Origin of the sequence: Allobosea sp. LjRoot237 (genome assembly GCF_964253285.1) — a bacterium.
Classification (GTDB): Bacteria; Pseudomonadota; Alphaproteobacteria; order Rhizobiales; family Beijerinckiaceae; genus Allobosea.
Window position 1 is genome coordinate 11,748 of record NZ_CAXUQP020000001.1, and the last position, 20,830, is coordinate 32,577.

The 20,830-nt window shown below is 65.4% G+C and carries 19 protein-coding genes; 15 read left to right on the forward strand and 4 right to left on the reverse strand.

Going from position 1 to position 20,830, the window contains the following annotated elements:
• Positions 1-134: 134 nt before the first annotated feature.
• Positions 135-992 (reverse strand): MurR/RpiR family transcriptional regulator, encoded by an 858-nt coding sequence (locus ACSQ24_RS00035; protein ID WP_436092720.1) that lies wholly within the window; start codon positions 990-992, stop codon positions 135-137.
• A gap of 155 nt (positions 993-1,147) precedes the next feature.
• Between ACSQ24_RS00035 and ACSQ24_RS00040 the strand changes: the two genes are divergently transcribed.
• The 8 genes from ACSQ24_RS00040 to ACSQ24_RS00075 all read left to right on the forward strand — a co-directional run bounded on the left by ACSQ24_RS00040 (position 1,148) and on the right by ACSQ24_RS00075 (position 8,885).
• A complete protein-coding gene (locus ACSQ24_RS00040; protein ID WP_436092721.1) occupies positions 1,148-2,437 on the forward strand; it encodes an ABC transporter substrate-binding protein in 1,290 nt (429 codons plus the stop codon).
• A gap of 70 nt (positions 2,438-2,507) precedes the next feature.
• Complete coding sequence (locus ACSQ24_RS00045) at positions 2,508-3,428, forward strand: branched-chain amino acid ABC transporter permease (RefSeq protein WP_436092722.1); 921 nt, start codon at positions 2,508-2,510, stop codon at positions 3,426-3,428.
• A 4-nt stretch (positions 3,429-3,432) separates the two neighbouring features.
• The gene (locus tag ACSQ24_RS00050; RefSeq protein ID WP_436092723.1) at positions 3,433-4,467 is read left to right on the forward strand and encodes a branched-chain amino acid ABC transporter permease; all 1,035 of its coding nucleotides are present in this window, start codon (positions 3,433-3,435) and stop codon (positions 4,465-4,467) included.
• Complete coding sequence (locus ACSQ24_RS00055; protein ID WP_436092724.1) at positions 4,467-5,216, forward strand: ABC transporter ATP-binding protein; 750 nt, start codon at positions 4,467-4,469, stop codon at positions 5,214-5,216. The genes ACSQ24_RS00050 and ACSQ24_RS00055 overlap by 1 nt, the downstream gene beginning before the upstream one ends.
• Positions 5,209-5,904: an ABC transporter ATP-binding protein gene (locus ACSQ24_RS00060; protein ID WP_436092725.1), complete on the forward strand. Its 696-nt coding sequence runs from the start codon at positions 5,209-5,211 to the stop codon at positions 5,902-5,904. Before ACSQ24_RS00055 ends, ACSQ24_RS00060 begins: the two co-directional genes overlap by 8 nt.
• A 2-nt stretch (positions 5,905-5,906) precedes the next feature.
• Positions 5,907-6,545 carry an ATP-binding cassette domain-containing protein gene (locus ACSQ24_RS00065; RefSeq protein WP_436092726.1) on the forward strand — a complete coding sequence of 213 codons (639 nt, stop codon included), beginning with the start codon at positions 5,907-5,909 and terminating at the stop codon, positions 6,543-6,545.
• Complete coding sequence (locus ACSQ24_RS00070) at positions 6,542-7,363, forward strand: SDR family NAD(P)-dependent oxidoreductase (protein ID WP_436092727.1); 822 nt, start codon at positions 6,542-6,544, stop codon at positions 7,361-7,363. Before ACSQ24_RS00065 ends, ACSQ24_RS00070 begins: the two co-directional genes overlap by 4 nt.
• Positions 7,364-7,445: 82 nt before the next feature.
• The gene (locus ACSQ24_RS00075) at positions 7,446-8,885 is read left to right on the forward strand and encodes an NAD-dependent succinate-semialdehyde dehydrogenase (protein WP_436092728.1); all 1,440 of its coding nucleotides are present in this window, start codon (positions 7,446-7,448) and stop codon (positions 8,883-8,885) included.
• 255 nt (positions 8,886-9,140) lie between these two features.
• Here ACSQ24_RS00075 and ACSQ24_RS00080 read toward each other — a convergent pair whose 3' ends face one another.
• Positions 9,141-10,733, reverse strand: coding sequence for an ABC transporter substrate-binding protein (locus ACSQ24_RS00080; RefSeq protein WP_436092729.1), 1,593 nt, complete (start codon positions 10,731-10,733; stop codon positions 9,141-9,143).
• A 155-nt stretch (positions 10,734-10,888) separates the two neighbouring features.
• Between ACSQ24_RS00080 and ACSQ24_RS00085 the strand changes: the two genes are divergently transcribed.
• From ACSQ24_RS00085 to ACSQ24_RS00095, 3 genes are read left to right on the forward strand one after another with little or no spacing between them, the layout of a single operon-like run.
• Complete coding sequence (locus tag ACSQ24_RS00085; RefSeq protein WP_436092730.1) at positions 10,889-12,058, forward strand: ABC transporter substrate-binding protein; 1,170 nt, start codon at positions 10,889-10,891, stop codon at positions 12,056-12,058.
• 19 nt (positions 12,059-12,077) lie between these two features.
• The gene (locus ACSQ24_RS00090; protein WP_436092731.1) at positions 12,078-12,707 is read left to right on the forward strand and encodes a DJ-1/PfpI family protein; all 630 of its coding nucleotides are present in this window, start codon (positions 12,078-12,080) and stop codon (positions 12,705-12,707) included.
• Positions 12,704-13,753: a phosphotriesterase family protein gene (locus ACSQ24_RS00095; protein WP_436092732.1), complete on the forward strand. Its 1,050-nt coding sequence runs from the start codon at positions 12,704-12,706 to the stop codon at positions 13,751-13,753. Before ACSQ24_RS00090 ends, ACSQ24_RS00095 begins: the two co-directional genes overlap by 4 nt.
• Before the next feature lie 6 nt (positions 13,754-13,759).
• On the opposite strand, the gene ACSQ24_RS00100 is transcribed toward ACSQ24_RS00095, so the two are convergent.
• Complete coding sequence (locus ACSQ24_RS00100; RefSeq protein WP_436092733.1) at positions 13,760-14,497, reverse strand: TetR/AcrR family transcriptional regulator C-terminal domain-containing protein; 738 nt, start codon at positions 14,495-14,497, stop codon at positions 13,760-13,762.
• Between ACSQ24_RS00100 and ACSQ24_RS00105 the strand changes: the two genes are divergently transcribed.
• Positions 14,480-16,012, forward strand: a complete 1,533-nt coding sequence (locus tag ACSQ24_RS00105; RefSeq protein WP_436092734.1) for an aspartate aminotransferase family protein — start codon at positions 14,480-14,482, stop codon at positions 16,010-16,012. The two genes, ACSQ24_RS00100 and ACSQ24_RS00105, sit on opposite strands and share 18 nt — an antisense overlap.
• Positions 16,013-16,107: 95 nt before the next feature.
• Here the strand turns inward: ACSQ24_RS00105 and ACSQ24_RS00110 are convergent, their stop codons facing one another.
• A complete protein-coding gene (locus tag ACSQ24_RS00110) occupies positions 16,108-16,812 on the reverse strand; it encodes a TetR/AcrR family transcriptional regulator (protein WP_436092735.1) in 705 nt (234 codons plus the stop codon).
• 110 nt (positions 16,813-16,922) lie between these two features.
• On the opposite strand from ACSQ24_RS00110, the gene ACSQ24_RS00115 reads away from it, so the two are divergent.
• From ACSQ24_RS00115 to ACSQ24_RS00125, 3 genes are all read left to right on the forward strand, one after another.
• The gene (locus ACSQ24_RS00115) at positions 16,923-17,981 is read left to right on the forward strand and encodes an ABC transporter substrate-binding protein (protein ID WP_436092736.1); all 1,059 of its coding nucleotides are present in this window, start codon (positions 16,923-16,925) and stop codon (positions 17,979-17,981) included.
• Between the two features lie 74 nt (positions 17,982-18,055).
• Entirely contained in the window at positions 18,056-19,117 is a 1,062-nt protein-coding gene (locus ACSQ24_RS00120; protein WP_436092737.1) for an ABC transporter ATP-binding protein, read from the forward strand.
• The gene (locus ACSQ24_RS00125; protein ID WP_436092738.1) at positions 19,114-20,826 is read left to right on the forward strand and encodes an ABC transporter permease subunit; all 1,713 of its coding nucleotides are present in this window, start codon (positions 19,114-19,116) and stop codon (positions 20,824-20,826) included. Before ACSQ24_RS00120 ends, ACSQ24_RS00125 begins: the two co-directional genes overlap by 4 nt.
• Positions 20,827-20,830 lie beyond the last annotated feature (4 nt).

Consider the following 20,830-nt stretch of genomic DNA (forward strand, 5'->3'; position numbering starts at 1 on the left):
CCGCTCGGTACCCCACGGGCATTCTGGATCACGATTGATCACGCCTCGACCAAAATTCCCTCTGAAGTAGGGTGGATGCCAGCAAGCCGACATTCCGCCGGACGCCCTGCGAGTGCGGCGAGCGGCGCATCGACTCATCCCGAGCCCAGCCCGGTGATCAAGGTTTGCACGAGCGCGATCGCCCCTGAAATCGGCCGGAACTGGCTCGTGGCCGAATTATCGACGAGGAAGACCAGGTCTGCATGCCGAGCCAGGGGACTCTCGGGCACGTCGGTCAGGACCAGGATGCGTTTTCCGCTGAGATGAGTGTCCAGCGTGATGTCGACGACCAACTGCGAGTAGGGCGTGAACGCGATCGCCACGAGAAGGTCGTTCGGACGCATCGTCGCGATCTGTTCGGCCGCCATGCCGCTGCCGAAATCGAGAAGACTGCACTGCCGTTCGCAGCGGGTCAGGCCGTAAGCCAGATAGGTCGCGATTGGCCGTGATCGGCGCAGACCGGCAATGTAGACATGCTCAGCCTGCCGCAACATCTGCGTCGCCCTCTCGAGAGCGTCGGGCGAAACGCTTCGCCGCAGACCCTCCAGCGAGGCGATCAGCGCATCGACGCAGCCGTTCAGCAGAGCGCTGAAGTCCCTGGCCTCTCCCGGAGAACTCTGCCTGGCGAAGACCTCCTCGCGCGCCCTCGGCCCGCCCTCGATCAGGCGCAGCCGGAAAACCCGCTGCATCTCGGAGAAGCCGCGATAGCCAAATTCCTTGGCGAAGCGGATCAGGGTCGATGGCTGCACGTCGAGCTCGCCGGCAATGCCGACTACCGTGTTCAGCGCGAAGTCGTTGGGCTTTTCAAGCGCTGAGCGCGCGATGCGCTGGAGATGCGGGCTCAGCTGGTCGAAGCGGTTTCGCAGGCGCTGGCGCAGCGCCTCGAAGGTTTCCGGAGAGACATCGTTTGCGGCGGCAGTCGAGGGTGATCTTGCGAATGAATTTTCGTTCATTCGCTTCTTCTAGCTGACCCAGAAGCGAGTGCAAGCGCCAAATTCGATGTCATATTGACATAATTGAAAAAATATTCTTTGTAATCGAATATCAATTCTGACGTTCGTTCAGAGCAAGAGGTGGGCACGAGCCCGCCCGTTTCGGGGAGGTATCGATGTCGAGGACCAGGCTATCACGGCGTGCACTGCTGGGCGGAGCAGGAGCCGCCTCGGCGGTCTCGCTTTTCGCCGGACCGTGGCAGCATAACCGTGTCTGGGCGCAAGGCGCGGCCAAACCGATCCGGATCGGCATCACCGCCGATGCCAGCGGCCAGTACGCCAACTCCGGCGCCAGCGACAAGCGCGGCATGATGATGGCGATCGCCGAGGCAAATGAGCGCGGCGGCGTGCTCGGCCGCAAGATCGAATTCGTCCATATCGACACCGAGACGACGGCAGCGACCGGCAGCCGTGTCGCCGAGCGGATGATCAGCCGCGAGCAATGCGGCTTCCTGGTCGGCGCCGTCCATTCCGGCGTCGCCAATGCGATCAGCCAGGTCGCTCAGAAATACGGCGTCGTCTACATCAATACGAATTCCTCCTCGCCGACCGAGGCCGGCCAGAATTGTCACCGCGTCAAGTTCGTCTTCGACGGCAACGGCACCAATTTCGCCAAGGCGGCGGTCAAGAGCGCGATCGAGCGCTTCGGCCCCGACTGGATGCTCCTGACCAACGACTATGTCTGGGGCCATGATACCGCGAAGGCGACGAAGGCCCTGCTCGCCGACTATGGCGGCAAGGTCATGGAAGAGATCCTGATCCCGCAGGGCACGCGCGACTTCACGTCGGCCCTACTGAAGGTGCAGCAGCGCAAGCCGGTGGTGGTTTCGGCCGCGATCGGCGGCGACGATCAGAAGGCGATGCGCCAGCAGGTCGTGCAGCTGAAGATGGGCGGCAAGCCGGCCTGGATCAACAGCCAGCAGGACTGGCCTGACGTGTACGGCCTGCCGATCGAAAACCTGTTCGGCGTCTTCGGCACCACCTGGTATTATCGCCTCGACCTTCCGGGCGTCGCCGATTTCGTCAAGCGCTATCAGGCGATGTATCCGGAGACCGCGATGCGCGTGCCCGGCAACGTCTTCTACAATGGCTACATGTCGGTGCGCGAACTGCTGGGCGCCGTCGAGAGGGCCGGATCGACCAACAACATCGCCGTGATCAAGGCGCTGGAAGGCCACAAGATCTCGGCGAAGGACCGGATGCAGCATTTCGATGCGGCAGTCGACGCTGCCACGCATCAGATGCAACAGACGATTTATCTCGCCACCGCGAATTCGGCGCCGAAGGAGAAGGACGACCTGTTCGAGATCCTGAGCCAGACGAAAGCCGAGGACGTGAAGGACACCGACGCGGCCGCGCTCTGCAAGCTCGAGCCCTACGACAAGACGCCGAGCTTCGACGCCTGACCCGTCCTCCCATCCGCGGCCGCCTCGAAGCGGCCGCGGACCACGCCAAGTGCTGCATTCCGGGCAAGGCATGATCGATCTTCTGCCGCATATCATCAACGGCCTGACGCTGGGCCTGCTCTTCGCCCTGATCGCCCTTGGCTTCACCCTGATCGTGGGCGTGATGGAGGTGATCAATCTCGCTCACGGCTCGCTGTTCGCGATCGGCGCCTATTTCGCGCTGACGGTGATCGCCGGCAGCTGGTTCGCCGGAACGCCCTTCGGCGCCTGGTGGCTGAGTCTGCCGCTCGGCCTGCGCTATGTGCTGGCGCTCGCCATCGGGCCGGCGCTTGCCGGGCTCGCCGGCATGCTGCTTGAGCTCTGCCTGCGCCCGACCTATGGCAAGCCGCCGCTCTACGGCCTGCTGCTGACCTTCGGCGCCGCTCTCGTCATCGAGGAGCTGATCCGCCTCATCTGGGGCACGGGTGAGCAGAACCTGGCGCTGCCGCAGGCGATCAACGGCGCCTTCCTGCTGAACGGCATGATCTTCTCGACCTACCGCTTCTTCGCTGCCGGCTTCAGCATCGCCGCGATCGTCGCCGTCTGGCTCTTCCTGGAGCGGACCTCGGCCGGCGCCGTGATCAAGGCCGGCGCGCATGACAGCGAGATGGTTCGCGCGCTCGGCTACGATCTCGCCAGGCTCAGGCTCGTCGTCTTCGGCTTCGGCGCGGCACTGGCTGGGCTCGCCGGCGTGGTGATGGTGCCGATCTGGGGCCTGCGTCCCCATGTCGGCGTCGACATCGTCATCCCCGCTTTCCTCATCATCGTCATCGGCGGTGTCGGCAGCTTCTGGGGCGCCGTCATCGCGGCCCTGCTGGTCGGTCTCGCCATGGGCATCACCGGTGCCTACGCGGCCGCCTGGTCGACGATGTCGATGTACCTGCTTCTGATCGCGATCCTCGGCTTCCGCAGCCGCGGCCTGCTCGGTCGCAAGAGCGCCCTAGAGAATTGACGCCATGATCTCGCTCTCGGATATCCCTGCGCGCCCATCGGCCTGGATCACACCGCCGATGATCGCGCTCGCCCTGCTGCTGCTGGCCGCGCCATACCTGCTGCCTGCCGTCGGGCTCTATCAGTATCTCGGCATCGAGATCGCGATCTGGATCGGCTTCGCGCTCGGGTTCAACCTGCTGTTCGGCTATACCGGTCTGCACTCCTTCGGCCATGGCGCCTATCTCGGCATCGGCGCCTATGCCTTCGGGCTGTTCCAGCACCATGTCGCGGTCAGCCTGTGGGGCGGCCTCCTGGCAGCCGTGCTGGCGGCTGGGATCGCGGGCGCGATGGTCGGGGCGTTTCTCTCCCACCGCCGCGGTATCTACTATGCGCTGCTGACGATCGGCTTCGGCCAGATCTTCTGGTTCCTCGCGATGAAGCTTCATCGCGTCACCGGCGGCGAGGACGGCCTGCTCGGGATCCCGCGCCCGCCGATGACGATTGGTCCGTGGCAGATCGCGCTGACCGACAACCGCGCGCTGTTCTATTTCACCGCCGTCTTGCTGCTCGCGACCGTCGTGCTCGCCTGGCGGCTGGCCAACTCGCCCTTTGGCCGCGTGCTGCAGGCGATCCGCCAGAACGAGACCCGCGCCCGCTTCATCGGCTACGACGTCTGGCGTTTCAAATGGGCCGTGTTCACGCTTTCGGCGATGCTCGCCGGCCTCGCCGGCAGCCTGCTCGCCATGGCCCAGCAGAGCGCCTATCCGGATGTGATGAGCCTGCATCAGTCCGGGCTCGTGGTGATGATGGTCCTGGTCGGCGGCGGCCTCGTCAGCTTCTGGGGGCCGGTCCTGGGCGTGGTGTTCTACTTCGTCGCCCGCGATGTGCTTGGCGGTCTAACCGAGACTTGGCTGCTCTGGTACGGCCTGACCTTCATGGCGATGGTGATGCTGCGGCCCGAGGGGCTGGCCGGCATGCTGCACGGCCTCCGGCAGCGCTGCGCTCGCCTCCAGCATGCCTCGCGGCAACATCCGCAACCGGCAACGGAGAAGGCGTGATGGCCCTCTTCGAAGCCCGCAGCATCCACAAGCGCTTCGGCTCGCGTGTCGTGCTGGAGAATATCTCGCTAGCCTTCGAGGAGGGACAGGTCAGCGGCATCATGGGCCCCAACGGCGCCGGCAAGTCGACCTGCTTCCATGTCCTCACGGGCCAGCATCGGCCCGATCGCGGCGAGGTCGTCTTCGATGGCCGGACGATCTCGGGCCTGCCGCCGCAGCAGATCGCGCGGATGGGCGTGTCGCGCTCCTTCCAGCTGATGAACCTCTTCGACGATACCGTGGCGATCGAGAACGTCATGCTGGCGCTGCCGGCCTTCCGGATGCGCCAGCTCCGCGCAATGTCGGCGGTGTTCTCCGATCGCGCCTTGATCGATCAGGCGCTCGCCGTGCTCGACCAGGTCGGGCTGGCCGCCCGGGCCTGGGAGCCTGCCGCCTCGCTGAGCTATGGCGACCGCCGTGCGCTCGAAATCGCGGTGGCGCTCGCGGCCGAGCCCCGCATCCTCTTCCTCGACGAGCCGACATCGGGTCTGGGCGTCGAGGGGACGCGCCGTCTCGCCCAGCTCGTGCGGCAGCTGCGCGCTCGCTACACGATCGTGATGATCGAGCACGACATGCGCTTCCTGTTCGAACTCGCCGACAGGATCTCGGTGATCCATTGGGGCCAGGTGATCGCCGAGGGAACGCCGACGCAGCTCGGCGACAACAAATGGGTGCGCCGCTCGGCTTTGGCGGAGGCGACCCATGCTTGAGATCCGCGATATCGAAACCTTCTACGGCGAGACACAGGCGCTGTTCGGCGTCTCGCTGCGCGTCGGCGAGGCCGAAATCGTCTCGCTGCTCGGCGCCAACGGCGCCGGCAAGACGACGACCATCCGCTCGATCCTGGGTTTGACGCCGCCCCGGCGCGGCCAGATCTGCTTCGACCGGCGAGACATCACCCGGCACCCGACCCATCGCATCTCCGCCATGGGCATCGGCTGGGTGCCCGACGACCGCCGCATCTTCCCGACGCTGACCGTCGCGCGCAACCTGCAGCTCGGTCTGCGCAAGACCCGATTCCGGTCGTGGCAGATCGGCGAGATGTTCTCGATCTTCTCGGCGCTCGAGCACCTGATGCCGCGCGAGTGCGAGAACCTCTCCGGCGGCGAGATGCAGATGGTCGCGATCTCGCGCGCGCTGCTCGGCTCGCCCGGCCTCGTCCTGCTCGACGAGCCGAGCCAGGGCCTGGCGCCCAAGATCGTCCAGGACGTGCTGTCGACGGTGCGGCGGCTCAAGGCCGAGGGCATTTCCGTGCTGATCGTCGAGCAGAACGCGCTTGCCGCGCTCGAAGTCTCCGACCGCGCCTATGTCATGGATCGCGGCCGGATTGTCCATGACGGGCCGGCGCGCGCGCTGCTCGACGACCTCGCCACACGCCAGCGCCTGATCGGAATGTGACCATGAGCGCCATGCTGGCCGTCAGCCATCTCTCGAAGATCTATAGGCGCGGCCGGTTCGACCGGACGCCGACCTTCCGGCTCAACGCGGACTTCCGGATCGAGGAGCCGGCGATCGTCGGCATGATGGGCCCCAACGGCTCCGGCAAGACCACATTGTTCGAGCTGATCACCGGATCGAACCGTCCGACCGCGGGCGAGGTCAGGGTCTGTGGGCGCGATATCCACCGCGTCCGCACCGATGAGCGCGACCGGCTCGCGATCCACTATCATCAGTCCTATCAGGTCCGGCATTTTCGCTCGCTACGCCCCAATGCGCTGATGCAGCGGGCCGGCAGCGAGTATCCGCTGGTACATCTCTTCGACGAGCCGCAGTTCAATACGCAGGACGGCTATATCGGCTTCATGCTGGAATTCTTTCGGCGGCTGCGGGCTGAGGGCCGGCTGGTTTTCCTCTGCGTCCATCCGAACGAGCCCTTCCACCTCGAGATCCTCGAGGAGATCTGCGACCGCTTCATCTTCGTCAACAAGGGCGTCGTCACGCCATTGCCGGACTATGCTGGCCTGCTCACCTTCGAGCCGGCCCGCAGCTATCTCGGCAATCTCCTGACCGGGCGCGCCGCCGTGGAGAACGCCGCGTGAACCAGCTCGCGACCAATCTGACGCCGCAGATCGACCTCGACGCGATGGACCGGCTCTTCGACATCAAGGGCCTGCGCGTCTTCCTACCCGGCGGCTATGGTGCGCTCGGCGAGGCGATCGCCATGGCAATGACGCGCCGCGGCGCGCGCTGCACCATCGCCGGCCCCGATGGCGGCAAGGCCGCGGCACTGGCGCAACGCCTGCGCGAGTTCGGCGTCGACAGCGATGGCTTCGAGCTCGACGCCCGTCACCCGGCTGCGATCACCGAGGTGACGGATCGCGCCGCCAAGGCCATGGGCGGCATCGACGTGCTGATCAACTGCGTCGGCATCCAGCGCGAGCAGGCCCTGCTCGACGTCACCGAGGAGACTTTCGACCAAGTCTACGAGATTAACCTGAAATCGGCGATGTTCCTGGCGCAGGCAGTGGCACGCCACCAGATCGCGCAGGGCTCCGGCGGCCGGCAGATCCACCTGCTCTCGGTGCGGTCGCAGCTGGCGCTGCGCGGGCGCGGCTACTCGGCCTATTGCGCCTCGAAGGGCGGGCTCGTGATGCTGGTCAAGCAGCATGCGATGGAGCTCGCCCCGCACAACATCACCGTCAACGGCGTCGCGCCGACCTTCATCCAGTCCGAGCGCATTCGCCCTCATCTCGAACGCCAGGGCTTTCGCGACTTCATTCTCGATCGCAATCCGCTTGGGCGGATCGGCGATCCAGTCGAGGTCGTCGGCCAGATCATCACCTTTGCGGCGCCGGCCGGCAGCTACATGACCGGGCAGGTCGTCTACGTCGATGGCGGCGTCACCGCGAGCCAGTGACGGCCAGGCGCCGGCCACAGACATCCCTGACCTTTCAGCCGGCCGCGCGCCGGCGGTTTCCCCGAAACGCCCGGAGGCTTCCATGTCCGACCTGACGCCCAGACTGCTGATCGGCGGCGAATTGCGCGCGCAGACGATGCTCGAACCCTTGCAGGTCCTCAATCCCTGCAATGAAGAGCTGCTCTGGACTGCGCCGCGCGCCAGCCTGGAGCATGTCACCGAGGCGCTCCATCACGCCCGGGCCGCCCTCAGAAACTGGTCGAAAGTGCATGGCTGGGAACGCGCCAAGGTCCTGCGCGGCATCGCCCGGGCCATGGCAGCTCGCAAGGGCGCTCTGGCGCAAGCGCTCTCGCTTGAGATCGGCCGGCCGATCGCGCAATCGGAGGGCGAGGTCCTGATCGCCATCGAACAGTTCGACTGGTTTGCCGGCGAGGCGGAGCGCCTGTTCGGGGAGACCATCCCCTCACGCCAGGGCGGGCGTCTGGCGACGGCGCTGGAGCCGGTCGGCATCGTCGCCGCCTTCACGGCCTGGAATTTCCCGATCAACCTGCTCGCCCGCAAGATCGCGCCGGCGCTGGCGGCAGGCTGTCCGATCATCTGCCGGCCGTCGGAGCAGACGCCGCTGACCTCGACGCTGATCGCCGAGGCCTGCGTCGAAGGCGGCGCGCCTCCCGGCGTCGTCCAGATGCTCTACGGTCCGGCCGAGACGCTGACGCCCGCGCTGATGGCAGCCGAGGAGGTTCGCAAGATCTCGCTCACCGGCTCGACGCGCGTCGGGCAATTGCTGCTGGCGGAGGCGGCCAAGACCGTCAAGCGCTGCTCGATGGAGCTCGGCGGGCACGCGCCGGTGGTGATCTGCGAGGACGCCGACGTCGATAGTGCGGCATCGCTGTGCGCGCAGTTCAAGTTCCGCAATGCCGGCCAGGTCTGCATCGCCCCGAACCGCTTCTATGTGCATGAAAGCCTGGCCGAGAGCTTCAGCCGGACGATGGTCGCGGCGGCGGAGGCGCTGGTGCTTGGCGACAGTCAGGACCGCGCGACGACCATGGGGCCGCTGACGCTGGCGAGTCAGCGCGACCGCATCGAAACGCTGTCGGCGGAGACGGAGGCGTCGGGCGCGCGCCGGCTGACCGGCGGAAGGCGCCCGGCCAACCGCAACAAGGGCTTCTATTTCGAACCGACCGTCTTCTCCGAGGTGCCGGACACGGCCCGGATCATGCGCGAAGAGCCGTTCGGCCCGCTGGCGCCGGTCGCGACCTTCCGGGATTTCGACGAAGCGATCGAGAGGGCGAACGCGACCCCCTACGGGCTCGCCGCCTACGGCTTCACGACGAGCCAAAGCCGGGCGGAGGCGCTGAGCAGCGGCCTCCAGGCCGGCATGGTCGGGATCAACACCTTCATGATCGCGCATGCCGAGGCGCCGTTCGGCGGCATTAATCATTCCGGCATGGGCCGCGAGGGCGGCCGGCAGGCGATCCACGACTATCTCAACGTCAAGCTCACGCATTTCATTTCGCATTGACGCAAGTCAGCACAGGAGGTGAGGGAACGGCTTGCTTGATAAAATTGCCCTGAGCGGACGCTCTTAAGGTCCGCTCTCGGGCACCTACCTCTAGCGCATTCGGCGCTCAAGCTGAGGCATACGCGAACGCCATCAGCGCGGGTCATCGCTCGATTGATGACCGCCCGAGGCCAGATAGCCCGGTCCCAAGGTGAAAATTCCCTCAACCCGTCCTTTCGGCCAGTCGCCGCCACCCTTGCTTGCCGCCACTCTGGCTTATTGAATGCGGCGCACATTCCACATGCTCGGTATCGTCGACTCGAGAAAGCCGGTTAGATCGGCGCGATAGGCTGTGGGGATGAAAAACTGGCCGAGCGGTATGATCGGCGCCTGCTTGAACGCGTCGACCTGGATCGCCTCGGCGATCGCCTTCTGCTCGACCGGGTCCTTCGCCGTCAGCCATCTTGTGGCCAACTCCTCCGCCGTCGCGTTATCATACCAGCCGAACCAGCCCTTGCCGCCCTGACCGCGCAGCGTCTGGTTGATGGCGGGATTGTCTACGGCGAGCGAAGGCCACCATGTGTGGAAGATACTCCAGCCGCCCTTCTCGATCGGCTCGCGCGAGGCGCGCCTCTGCACGACACTTCCCCAATCGGTTTCCACTAGCTCGACATTGATCCCGAGCTTGCGGAAGAGATCGTCGGTGATCTGCCCGAGCGGTCCGATGCTAGCGATGTCGGTTGGACTGATGATGACCACGCGCTCGCCCCTGTAGCCTGCCTCGCGCAGCATGGCCTTGGCATGCTCGAGGTCGCGCGCGCCCTTGAGCGGCTCGGCGCCGGTTTCGCTGGCGTAGTGCGTGCCGCAGGGCCACATCGAGAAGCAGCTGCGGAAGTTTTCCTCGATGTTGCCCGTGACAGCACGCATGTAATCGGCCTGCTCGACGGCAAACATGATGGCCCGGCGTATCGCCGGGTTGTCGAACGGCGGATGCAGCGTGTTGAAGCGCATCATGCCGATGAAGCCGGACCGGTCGTGAATGGCGACCTTGACGTTCCTGCTGGTCTGCAGGACCGGGATCAGATCCGGGAGGGCCTGGTCCCACCAGTCGATCTCACCAGTCTGTAAGGCCGCCGCGGCGGTTGCGGCGTCCGGCATGACGATCCATTCGATGCGTTCGAAATGGGCGACTTTGCCGCCGGCCGTGCGCTCGGCCGGCTCACCGCGGGGAACGTAACCGTCGAACTTGGCATAGACCGCCTTGCTGCCGGAGACATACTCGTTCTGCAGGAATCGGTAGGGTCCCGAGCCGACGATCTCCGTGATCTGCTTGAAGGGGTCGGTCTTCGCCACCCGCTCCGGCATCATGAAAGGCGTGACGCCCAGAGGCTTGGCGATCGCCTCGAGAAAGAGCGGGAACGGCGTCCGGAACGTAACACGCAGATGCCGATCGTCCGGCGCCTCCCATTTGTCCGCCATGGCATCGAGCAACTGACCGAAGGCGTCGCGCTTCGCCCAGCGCTGCAGGCTGGCGATGCAGTCGCGTGCGAGCACGGGCTGGCCATCATGCCATTTCAGTCCTTCGCGCAATTCGATCGTCCAGACGCGGCCGTCGGCCGAAACGGAATGCCCCTTCGCCATTTGCGGCTGCGGTCGCAGCGCGTTGTCGAGGCCGTACAGCGTGTCGAAAACGAGATAGCCGTGATTGGTCGTGACCTGGGCCGTCGTCCAGATTGGATCGAGCGAGGTCAAATTCGCCTGCGGCACGAATTTGAGGACCTTCAGATCGCGCCGTTGGGCGCCCGCGCGGCCTGAAGCCACGACAGCCACAAGGCCGGCCGATGCCGCCAGGAAGTCTCGCCGTCTCATCGCCATCCCCCATTTTCCTGTCTTCCGTTTGGGTCAGGTTGACATCGGTCGAATTAATTGTCCATCGTACAATTAATTCATAACAAGGGGATCAATCCATGCGCCGTGAAACAGGGATCAGCCGTCGGGCCTTCGTCGCGGGAGCAGCGGTTCCCATGCTCGCAGGCCCGGCCAGGGCGCAGGCGCCCAAGCCATTCGTCATCGGGCTGACTGCCGACATGAGCGGGCCTTTTGTCGATTTCTCCGGCCCGGGGCAGGTCGTAGCGGCCGAGATGGCGGCTCAGGATTTCGGCGGCAGCGTTCTCGGCCGACCGCTCAAGATCCTATCGGCCGACGATCAGAACAAGGCTGACATCGCCTCAGCGACGGCACGGCGGTGGTTCGATGTCGAGGGCGCGGAGGCGATCGTCGGCGGCGGCAACTCGAGCTGCGCTCTGGCGATTCTCAACGTCGCCCGAAGCGCCGGCAAGAGCTTCATGATTTCAGCGGCTGGCAACCCTGCCCTGTCCGGCACCGAATGTTCGCCGGTGTCGACACACTGGGCCTACGATACCTACGCGCAAGCCACGGCGACAGGCACCTACCTGACCGACAAGCCCGGCGAGAGCTGGTTCTTCGTCACCTCCGACTATGCCTTCGGCCATGCGCTCGAGCGCGACGCTGCGGCCGTGATGCAAAAGCTCGGAGGCAAGGTCCAGGGAAGCGTGCGTGCGCCGTTGGGGACCCCGGACTTCTCCTCATTCCTGCTGCAGGCGCAGGCGGCCAAGGCCAGGACGATCGGGCTCGCCGTGGCCGGACACGATCTCATCAACATCATCAAGCAGGCGGGGGAGTTCGGTGTCGGCGCATCCGGTTCCGGACAGCGGCTCGCGGGCCTCACGCTGTTCTCCAGCGATCTGCCCGGCCTCGGCCTGCAAGCGGCGCAGGGGCTGGTCAGCACCGAGTCGTTCTACTGGGATCGCAACGATGCAACGCGCGCCTGGACCAGGCGCTTCCACGAGAAGCGACCGGGCAAGATTCCGAATCTCTCGCATGCCGGCGTCTATTCGGCGGTCCTGCATTACCTCAAGGCCGTTCAGGCCGTCGGCAGCGCCGACGCGGTCAAGGTCAACGAGCAGATGCGAAAGGCCCGGGTCGACGACTTCAACAACAAGAATGTCGCGATCCGGTCGGACGGACGCGTGATGCACCCGATGTACGTTCTGCGCACGAAGGCTCCGTCGGCGTCGAAGGGGCCGTTCGACGTGCAGGAGATCCTCGCGACCGTGCCGCCCGAGCAGGCATTCCGAACCGCCGACCAGACCGGCTGCAAGCTGCCCGCATGAGAATTCCTGGAGAGACACGATGTTTGGCTTCCTGATCTATCCCGGCGTCGAAGAACTTGATCTCGTCGGCCCGTGGGAAATGGCGACGATGTGGAAGACCTATGCGGGTGGGCCCGGCTGCGTGACCGTCAGCCAGACCGGCGGGCCGGCGGTCTGCGCCAAAGGGCTCAAGATCGCGGCCGATCATTCCTTCGCCGACTGTCCGAAGCTTGATTACCTGCTGGTTCCAGGCGGCTTTGCAGCGCTCGAAGAGGCGAAGAACCCCGAGGTCGTCGATTTCGTCGCCAGGCAAGCTAGGGAAGGCGAGCACATCCTGTCGGTCTGCACGGGCTCGTTCATCCTGGAAGCGGCTGGGCTGCTGGACGGGCGCAAGGCGACGACGCATTGGAAGCTCCTGCCGAAGATGCGGGAGATGGCCGGCGTCGAGGTGATCGAGGAGCGCTTCGTCCACGACGGCAATGTCTGGACCTCGGCCGGCGTCTCGGCCGGGATCGATCTGACGCTTGCCTTCATCGCCGCGGTCGCTGGCGAGGAGAAGGCGTCCATCGTGCAATACAACGCCGAGTACTATCCGGACGGCAGGATCTACGGCACCGCGCACCGCGCGCAGCACGGCTCGGCCTATTTCCGGGAGCTCGAAACCGCATGAGCCGGCGTCTCGACCGCGCCGCCCTACGAGGCAAGGCGCAAAGCGTGCTGGGGCTCGTCGATCCGGCGAGCCTCGGCCCCACGCTGATGCACGAGCACCTGATCTGGGACATCCGCACATCCGCGATGGCGGTGGATCCGGACCAAGGGCCGGAGATCACCCTCTGCAACTGCTTCCGGATGAACTACGGGCGCTGGAAGGTGCCCGGGAATCTCGTCCTGCGCTGTCGCGATACCGCCGCGAAGGAAGTGCAGGCGATGGTCGATGCCGGCGGGCGGACCATTGTCGAGTTGAGCAGCGGCGGGCTGAAGCCCGAGCCCGACGGACTTGCGGAGATTGCGCGCAGGACCGGCGCGACGATCGTCATGGGCTGCGGCCACTATGTCCACGACTATCAGGACAGGGCCAATGACGACCGCGACGTCGACAGCTTCGCGTCCGAGATGATCGACCAGGTCTTCGAGGGAGCCTGGGGCACCTCGGTGCGCGCCGGGATCATCGGCGAGATCGGCTGCCAGGTGCCGTGGACCGATCTGGAAAAGCGCGTTCTGCGGGGTGCCCTCATCGCCCAGACGGAAACCGGCGCAGCCGTCAACATTCACCCCGGACGCACGGTCGAGCAGCCGCAGGAGATCGCCGCCTTCGTCCTGGCGCATGGCGGGGACATTGGCCGCGTGATCTTCAGCCATATCGATCGAACAATCTTCGATGACGACACGCTGCTGCGGCTTGCCGATACCGGCTGCGTCATCGAGTTCGACCTCTTCGGCCAGGAACAGGCGTTCTACATCTGGGCGGATATCGACATGCCGAACGATGCCGGCCGCCTGCGCTTCATCCGAACCTTGATCGATCACGGCCATCTCGAACGCATCGTGATCAGCCATGACATCTGCTACAAGACGCGGCTGACCAGCTTCGGCGGCCACGGCTACACGCATATTTTCGAGAACGTTCTGCCTCTGATGCGATCGCGCGGCTTCTCCGAGACCGAGATCGAGGCGATCCTCGTCGGCAATCCGCGCCGGCTGCTGACCTTCGTCTGAGCGCCCTCACGCCGGACCGCGGGACAGTGCCCGCAGCCCGGTGATGAGCGTCTCGACGTAAAAGTCGAAACTGTGCGTCATCGGCTTTTCAGCGCCACCCTGCCATCGGACGATGAAGGCGCGATTGGCGAACAGATCGAGATTGCGTGCCAGTCGGGGAAAGCGGTCGGCATCGACAGAACGAATCTCGGCCTCGAAGGCTTGCGCCCATTCGCTGGCGTCTTCGGTCGGGCCGGGGGCGAGCTCCAGCGTGACATAGCCGAGCATGCCTGCGACCACTGTGTTGTAGGCATCGACCAACCGCTCGCCGCGAAAGCCCGCCGACTCCAGCGCCGCGAGAATCCGTTCGACGATCTCCATGTCGACGCCCGTGTTCGAGACAATCTGGGCACCGAGCAGCGGAGCGATATTGGGGTGCTTGCGCAGCGATCCGCGGTATCGGGTGAACAGCGCGCGGATCCAGGTCTCCCAATCGCCGACCGCATCCTCGGCAGGCGGGACGACATCGGTGAAAGCCGTGGCTGCGACCGCACCGAGTACGGCGTTGCGACCGCCGGGCATGTGCCAGTACAGCGCGGTCGGAAAGACGCCGAGAGCCCGTGCGAGTTCGCGCAGGCTGAAGGCCTCCAGCCCGCGTTCGTCGATAAGACGCAACGCCTCTGCCACGATCTGCTCGCGATCGAGCGCGAGGACCTCGTCGCGCTTGGGACGTCCTCGCCGCTTGCGTTGCTCGGCTTCCTGCATGTTCTCCACGGCGTTCGCTGCGGTCGAGCCGGTTCCATCCTCGACATGTCGCAATTAGCAGCCGCGTTCATGCCGCGAAACCTCGCCGAGCAATTCCTTGCCGATGTCTCTCGACAAATAAATTGTACAACGTACAATTATCTCTTGACAAGAATGCACCGGCCTGAGGTTGGCGCATCAACGGCGACTGGTGGAAGGCAGATCATGGATGCGGCGCGACTGAACAGGACAATCGACGACGAACTGGTGGAAGCCCGGGCACGCTACGAGCAGAGGCGCCCGAAATCGCGGACCGTCCACCAGCGTGCTTGCGAGGTTATGCCGGGCGGAAACACGCGCACGGTCCTCTACCATGACCCGTTTCCGCTCCGCCTGGCTCATGGCGAAGGGGCGATCGCGACCGATGCCGACGGCCACCGCTACATCAACTTGCTCGGCGAATACACGGCCGGCCTGTTCGGCCATTCCCACCCGGTCATTCGCACCGCGATCGACGCCGCGCTCGACGGCGGCGTCAATCTCGGCGGGCACAACATGTTCGAGGTGGAGCTCGCCCGGCATGTCGTCGCCCGCTTTCCGGCAATCGAACGCGTGCGGTTCACGAACTCCGGCACCGAGGCGAACCTGATGGCGATTGCCACGGCACGCGCCTCCACCAAGCGGTCGAAGGTGCTGGTGTTCCGGGGCGGCTATCACGGCGGCCTGCTCTATTTTGGCGGCGGCGGCATTCCGATCAACGCTCCCTACGAATTCATCGTCGCGCCCTACAACGATGCCGATGCGACCGCCCGCCTGATCCGCGAGAACGCATCGGATCTCGCCTGCGTCCTGACCGAAGCGATGATGGGATCGGGCGGCTGCATTCCCGCCCGCCCGGATTTTCTCGCCATGCTGCGCGAGGAGACCTGCGCCGCAGGAGCGCTTCTTGTCCTCGACGAGGTGATGACATCACGTTTCGGCCGCAGCGGCGCCCATGGCCTGCTCGGGCTTGAACCCGATCTCGTGACGCTCGGCAAATGGATCGGCGGCGGCATGTCGTTCGGAGCATTCGGCGGACGGGCGGACATCATGGCGATATACGATCCGTCGAAACCCGGCTCCTTGCCGCACGCGGGAACCTTCAACAACAACGTGCTGTCGATGTCGGCTGGCATCGCCGCCTTGACGCAGGTCTTCACCCCGGATGTCGCCGAGGCGCTGCACGCACGCGGCGAGCAGTTGCGAGAACGTCTGAACGCTCTGTTCCGCAGTGCCGATGTCTCGCTCCAGGCGACCGGGCAAGGTTCGCTGATGAACATCCATGCCGTGCGCGGCCCGGTGAACAGCCTCGACAATCTCGATGGCAGCGACGATCGCCTCAAGGAACTGGTCTTTCTGGATTTGCTCGAGCGCGGTTTCTATCTCGCCCGCCGTGGCTTCATTGCGCTGTCCCTGGCCGTCGACGATGCGGCGACGGAGCAATTCCTGGGCGCGCTGCAGGACATTGTCTCGGAGCGGAGGCGCGTGCTCGCCTGAGGAGGCGTGACTGTGTCCGCAGCAGGCAAGCAGCTTCGCATCCGAGTAAAACCGCGCTGAAAACGGGCTCCCGGCAACCGCAGCGGTGGGTCGTGTCAATCGGCGTCGTACAGAGCCTTGAACCAGATCGCGGACAACTCCTGGATCAGCATTTCGCGATCCGCAGCGGCTTCGATGATATCCGGGTTTCGAATCACGAAGATCTCCCGCAGCACGTCGTCGACCATGCATTCCATGGCAAAGACGCGCAGCTTCAGCCGGGCTGGATCGAGCGGAGAGGGACGGTGCCGGACGGCATGGGCCAGGACACGCTCCGCCCAGCGGCGATTGACCCGCTGCTTCTCGGCCATCAGCCCGGGCAGGGTTTCACGGAGCTCGCGGACCCGCTCCATGAAGACAGCGTTCTTCTCGAAATAATCGATGTAATAGCGATTAGTCGCGACGATCGCTTCAAGCGGGGAGCGCGCGCTGGCACCGCCGCTCGGCATGGTCAGCGTGAGATCCTGCAGCGCCAGCAGCACGAGGCGTGCAGCTTCCTCCTTCGAGGCGACATATTGGTATAGCGCCGCACGCGAGACGGACGCGATCTCGGCGATCCGGTCCATCGAGAGCAGCGCGAAGGGCGTCTGCTCCAGGGCAACCGCGCTTGCCCAGATGATCCGGCGGCGCGTCCGCTCGCCCTTGCGCAGTCCGGGTTCGGAGGCTGCGGTTTCGAGCAGGCCGGTCAGGCGCGGCGCCGGCTGTCCATCCTGACCCGGAGCTTCGATTGCCGGGCTGGGCGCCGTGCTGCCTTTGGCCATTTCAAGATCGTCTCGATTTCCGTCGTCGCCCATCTTGTCAAAAACTAACACTCGTGTCAGCTTACAAAAACTGACAGTAATGTCATAAAATTAAAATGGGGATCGAGCCAATGGCAAAGCCTGCGCAGCCGACGCGCCGTCAGATCGTCACCGGACTTGGCACCGCCGCCTCTGCACTGGCGATGCCGACCATCGTCAGGGCGCAGACGCGCCGCATCGTCGTCCGCGATCTCGGCATCGGCACATCTTTCAACGACGCCTATGGACGCGAGTTCACCAGGGCCACAGGGATCGAGGTGCAGCCGATCACCGGCGCCAACGATCCGATCGGCCAGATCAAGCAGATGGTCGACAGCAAGACCTACACCTGGGACATGTCGATCGTCGCGCGCCAGGTCGCCAACCAGCTCGCGGCGGACGGACAAGGTTATCTCGAGCCACTGAAGCTGGAGAGCGAGCCGAGCTGGCAAGCGCTGCCGGAAACCTTTCGCTCGCCCTTCTATGCCGGCAACGACGTCGTCGCCACCGTCCTCGGCTACCGTACCGATCGCGTGAAGACGCCTCCGAAAAGCTGGGCGGATTTCCTCGGCATCGCCAAATTCCCCGGCCGTCGGGCGATGCGCCGCTCGCCCGTCGACAGTGTCGAGCAGGCGCTGCTGGCCGACGGCGCTACGCCCGAAAAGCTCTACCCGCTCGACTTCGATCGCGCCTTCGGCAAGCTCGACGTGATCAAGAAGGACATCTCCGCCTGGTGGACCTCCGGGGCACAGTCGACGCAGCTCCTGCAATCGGGCGAGGTCGATTTCTGTCCGAGCTGGAACGGCCGCATCCAGGCCGCGATCAATGCCGGCGCGCCGGTTGCGATCATGTGGGAGCAGGCACTCTGGCAGTCCGAGGGCTGGGTGATCCTCAAGGGCGGCCCCAAAGCCGATCTTTGCCGCGAGTTCATCAAGTTTGCGCTGGCGCCGGAGCGCCAGGCGATCTTCGCCAAAGCGACCGGCTATGGCCCGACGATTCCGGCCGCGCTCGACAAGATCGAGCCCGATGTCGCCAAGACCATGCCGACCTTCCCGGCCAACAAGGCCAGCGCAATCCTCGTCGATGTCGATTTCTGGACGCGGACCCGCGATCAGGCCACCGAACGCTTCACGAAATGGGTCGTCGGCTGAGGCCGTGGCTTGCCTTTCGATCGCTCTCCCGCAGGTGCGCGAGCCCGCGCCGCCTGCCCGCCAAGGCTGATCCTTTGACACGTCCAAAGCTCGATATTCGTGGCGTCACCAAACGCTATAGCGAGGCCACCGCGCTGCAGCCGACCAGTCTGCAGGTGGCGCCCGGCGAGTTCCTGACCCTGCTGGGACCGTCCGGCTCCGGCAAGACGACGCTGCTGATGATGATCGCCGGTCTCACCGAGACCTCCGGCGGCGAGATCCTGCTCGACGGCAAGGAGATCACCCGGACCCCGGCCTATCAACGCGAGATCGGCGTCGTCTTCCAGAACTACGCGTTGTTTCCGCATCTCAGCGTCTTCGAAAATGTCGCCTTCCCGCTGCGCATGCGCAAGCGGCCGGAGGCCGAGCTCAAGGCCGCCGTGGGCCGCGCGCTCGAGCTGGTTCGCCTCGGCCATCTCGCCACGCGGTTGCCGCGGGAGCTGTCGGGCGGGCAGCAGCAGCGCGTCGCCTTCGCCCGCGCCATCGTCTTCGATCCGCAGCTCGTGCTGATGGACGAGCCGCTGGGGGCGCTCGACAAGAAGCTGCGCGACGAGCTCAAGCTCGAGATCCGAAAGCTGCATGCCGAGTTGAAGAAGACCATCGTCTACGTCACGCACGACCAGGACGAGGCGATGCTGCTCTCCGACCGCGTCTGCCTGATGAATGAGGCGCGGGTCGAGCAGGTCGATGCACCGGTTGCGCTCTATGAGCGCCCCCGCACGCGTTTCGCCGCCAGCTTCGTCGGCGAGAGCAACCTGATCACCGGCATCGTCGAGGACGGGCGCGTCAGGGTCGGCGAGCGGCTGCTCGCCACGGCCCATGGCGACCGCCTGCCAGCCTCAGACCAGCCCGTCACCGTGCTCATCCGCCCCGAGCGGCTGCGCCTCGCCCCGACGCCGCAAGCCGCGTGCCTGCAAGGCAAGGTGGTGGACGTCATCGACCTTGGGTCCGTGCGACGCCTGTCGATCCTCGGCGACGATGGCGCGGGGCTCACGATGACGGTCCTTGGCGGCGGCCAGCCAATCGAAATCGGGGGCGACGTCTGGCTCATGGCGGCGGCGGAGGATGTCGTTCCGCTGATGGAGAGCGCCTCGTGACGCGCCGCGGCCAGCGCCTTCTGCTTTTCGGGCCTGCGATTCTCCTGCTTGGCCTGTTCTTCGTTGCGCCGATCGGCAGCTTCCTTGCACAGGGCTTCCTCGATCGCGACGGAGCACCGACGCTGGAGCATGCGAGCCGCATGTGGGCCGCCGGCACCTATGTGCAGGTGATGGTCGCCTCGGTAAAGATCTCGGCATGGGTGACGCTGCTCAGCGTGCTGATCGGTTACCCGGTGGCCTATGTGCTCGCCAATGCCGATCCCCGGCGCAAGTCGACCTGGGCGCTTTTCGTCCTGCTTCCTTTCTGGTCGAGCTTCCTCGTGCGCATCTTCGCCTGGATCGTGATCTTCGGCCGGCAGGGGCCGGTCAATGCCGGGCTTGTCGCCGCAGGCCTGAGCGACCGGCCGGTCGACCTGCTCTATAGCTGGGCGGCGGTCGTAATCGGTATGACCAATGTGCTGGTCCCCTTCGCGATCCTCACCATGGTCGGCGTGATGGAGCGGATCGATCGCGGCCTGACGGTAGCCGCGGGTACGCTCGGGGCGCGGCCGGTGCAGGCGTTCTTCCGTGTCTATCTTCCACTTTCCATGCCGGGCGTCACGGCCGCGGCATTGCTGGTCTTCATCTCGGCGCTCGGCTTCTTCATGGCGCCTGCCCTGCTCGGCAGCGCACGCGAGACGATGATCACGCAGCTCGTCATCCAGCAGGTGACCGAACTGGTGAACTGGCCCTTTGCCGCGATCCTCTGCCTTCTCCTGCTCGCGACCGCGCTCGTCCTCTTCGCGCTGTTCGACAAGGCCGTCGGCCTCTCGACCCTGTCGGGTGAGGTCAGGCGCGGGACATTGCCCGGGAGTGGCATCGGCCTGCGACTCTGCGGCGGGCTGGGAGATCTTGCGGCGCGGCTGGCGGAGACCTTGCGCTTGCCCCCGCCGAGGCCCGCCCAGGGAGGCGCCGGGACGATGGCGCTCGCCGTTCTTGCGATCCTGTTCCTCATCGTGCCGCTGATGCTGCTGCTGCCCGTCTCCTTCTCGGGACAGGAGTTCCTGTCCTGGCCTCCGTCCAGCCTCGGATTGCGCTGGTACCGGGAGGTGTTCTCCTCCCCGGCCTGGCTCGATGCAGCCGGGCGCTCCTTCGTTGTCGCACTGCTGACCACGGGGGTCTGCCTCGTCGTGGCCGTACCTGCGGCCTTCGCGTTCCAACGCCTCGAAGGTGGCGGTGCGAGTGCGGCTTTCGCCGCGATGATCGCGCCGCTGCTGATGCCGCGCATGGTGATCGCGGTGGCGCTGTTCTATGTCTACGCCCGGCTCGGCCTTGTCGGCACTGTAACGGGGCTGGTCATCGGCCATGCGGTGATCGCGCTGCCCTATGTCTTCATCGCCGTCACGGCGGTGCTCAAGACCTATGACCGGCGGCTTGACCAGGCGGCGGCATCCCTCGGCGCCTCTCCCCTGGCGACGGCGCGGCGTGTGACGCTGCCGCTGATCGCCGGCGGCATCGTCTCGGCGGCACTCTTCGCCTTCGTGATTTCGCTCGACGAGCTCAACATCGCGCTCTTCGCCGCGGGCGGACTGCAGTCGACGCTGCCGAAGCTGATGTGGGACGAGGCGACTCTGCGCTTCTCGCCACTGCTGGCCGCCGTCTCCACCCTCGTCCTGATCGTCATGAGCGCGGTCGTGCTGCTTGCCGCGCGCCTGCGCCCCGCATCCTGAAGGA

What these genes read in the sequence shown, in the direction of transcription:
- ACSQ24_RS00085 (WP_436092730.1), top strand. Translation starts at nt 10,889, where the DNA reads ATGCTCGCAGGCCCGGCCAGGGCGCAGGCGCCCAAGCCATTCGTCATC.
- ACSQ24_RS00095 (WP_436092732.1), top strand. Translation starts at nt 12,704, where the DNA reads ATGAGCCGGCGTCTCGACCGCGCCGCCCTACGAGGCAAGGCGCAAAGC.
- ACSQ24_RS00100 (WP_436092733.1), bottom strand. Translation starts at nt 14,497, where the DNA reads ATGCAGGAAGCCGAGCAACGCAAGCGGCGAGGACGTCCCAAGCGCGAC.
- ACSQ24_RS00040 (WP_436092721.1), top strand. Translation starts at nt 1,148, where the DNA reads ATGTCGAGGACCAGGCTATCACGGCGTGCACTGCTGGGCGGAGCAGGA.
- ACSQ24_RS00080 (WP_436092729.1), bottom strand. Translation starts at nt 10,733, where the DNA reads ATGAGACGGCGAGACTTCCTGGCGGCATCGGCCGGCCTTGTGGCTGTC.
- ACSQ24_RS00115 (WP_436092736.1), top strand. Translation starts at nt 16,923, where the DNA reads ATGGCAAAGCCTGCGCAGCCGACGCGCCGTCAGATCGTCACCGGACTT.
- ACSQ24_RS00060 (WP_436092725.1), top strand. Translation starts at nt 5,209, where the DNA reads ATGCTTGAGATCCGCGATATCGAAACCTTCTACGGCGAGACACAGGCG.
- ACSQ24_RS00065 (WP_436092726.1), top strand. Translation starts at nt 5,907, where the DNA reads ATGAGCGCCATGCTGGCCGTCAGCCATCTCTCGAAGATCTATAGGCGC.
- ACSQ24_RS00050 (WP_436092723.1), top strand. Translation starts at nt 3,433, where the DNA reads ATGATCTCGCTCTCGGATATCCCTGCGCGCCCATCGGCCTGGATCACA.
- ACSQ24_RS00055 (WP_436092724.1), top strand. Translation starts at nt 4,467, where the DNA reads ATGGCCCTCTTCGAAGCCCGCAGCATCCACAAGCGCTTCGGCTCGCGT.
- ACSQ24_RS00110 (WP_436092735.1), bottom strand. Translation starts at nt 16,812, where the DNA reads ATGGCCAAAGGCAGCACGGCGCCCAGCCCGGCAATCGAAGCTCCGGGT.
- ACSQ24_RS00090 (WP_436092731.1), top strand. Translation starts at nt 12,078, where the DNA reads ATGTTTGGCTTCCTGATCTATCCCGGCGTCGAAGAACTTGATCTCGTC.
- ACSQ24_RS00045 (WP_436092722.1), top strand. Translation starts at nt 2,508, where the DNA reads ATGATCGATCTTCTGCCGCATATCATCAACGGCCTGACGCTGGGCCTG.
- ACSQ24_RS00035 (WP_436092720.1), bottom strand. Translation starts at nt 992, where the DNA reads ATGAACGAAAATTCATTCGCAAGATCACCCTCGACTGCCGCCGCAAAC.
- ACSQ24_RS00075 (WP_436092728.1), top strand. Translation starts at nt 7,446, where the DNA reads ATGTCCGACCTGACGCCCAGACTGCTGATCGGCGGCGAATTGCGCGCG.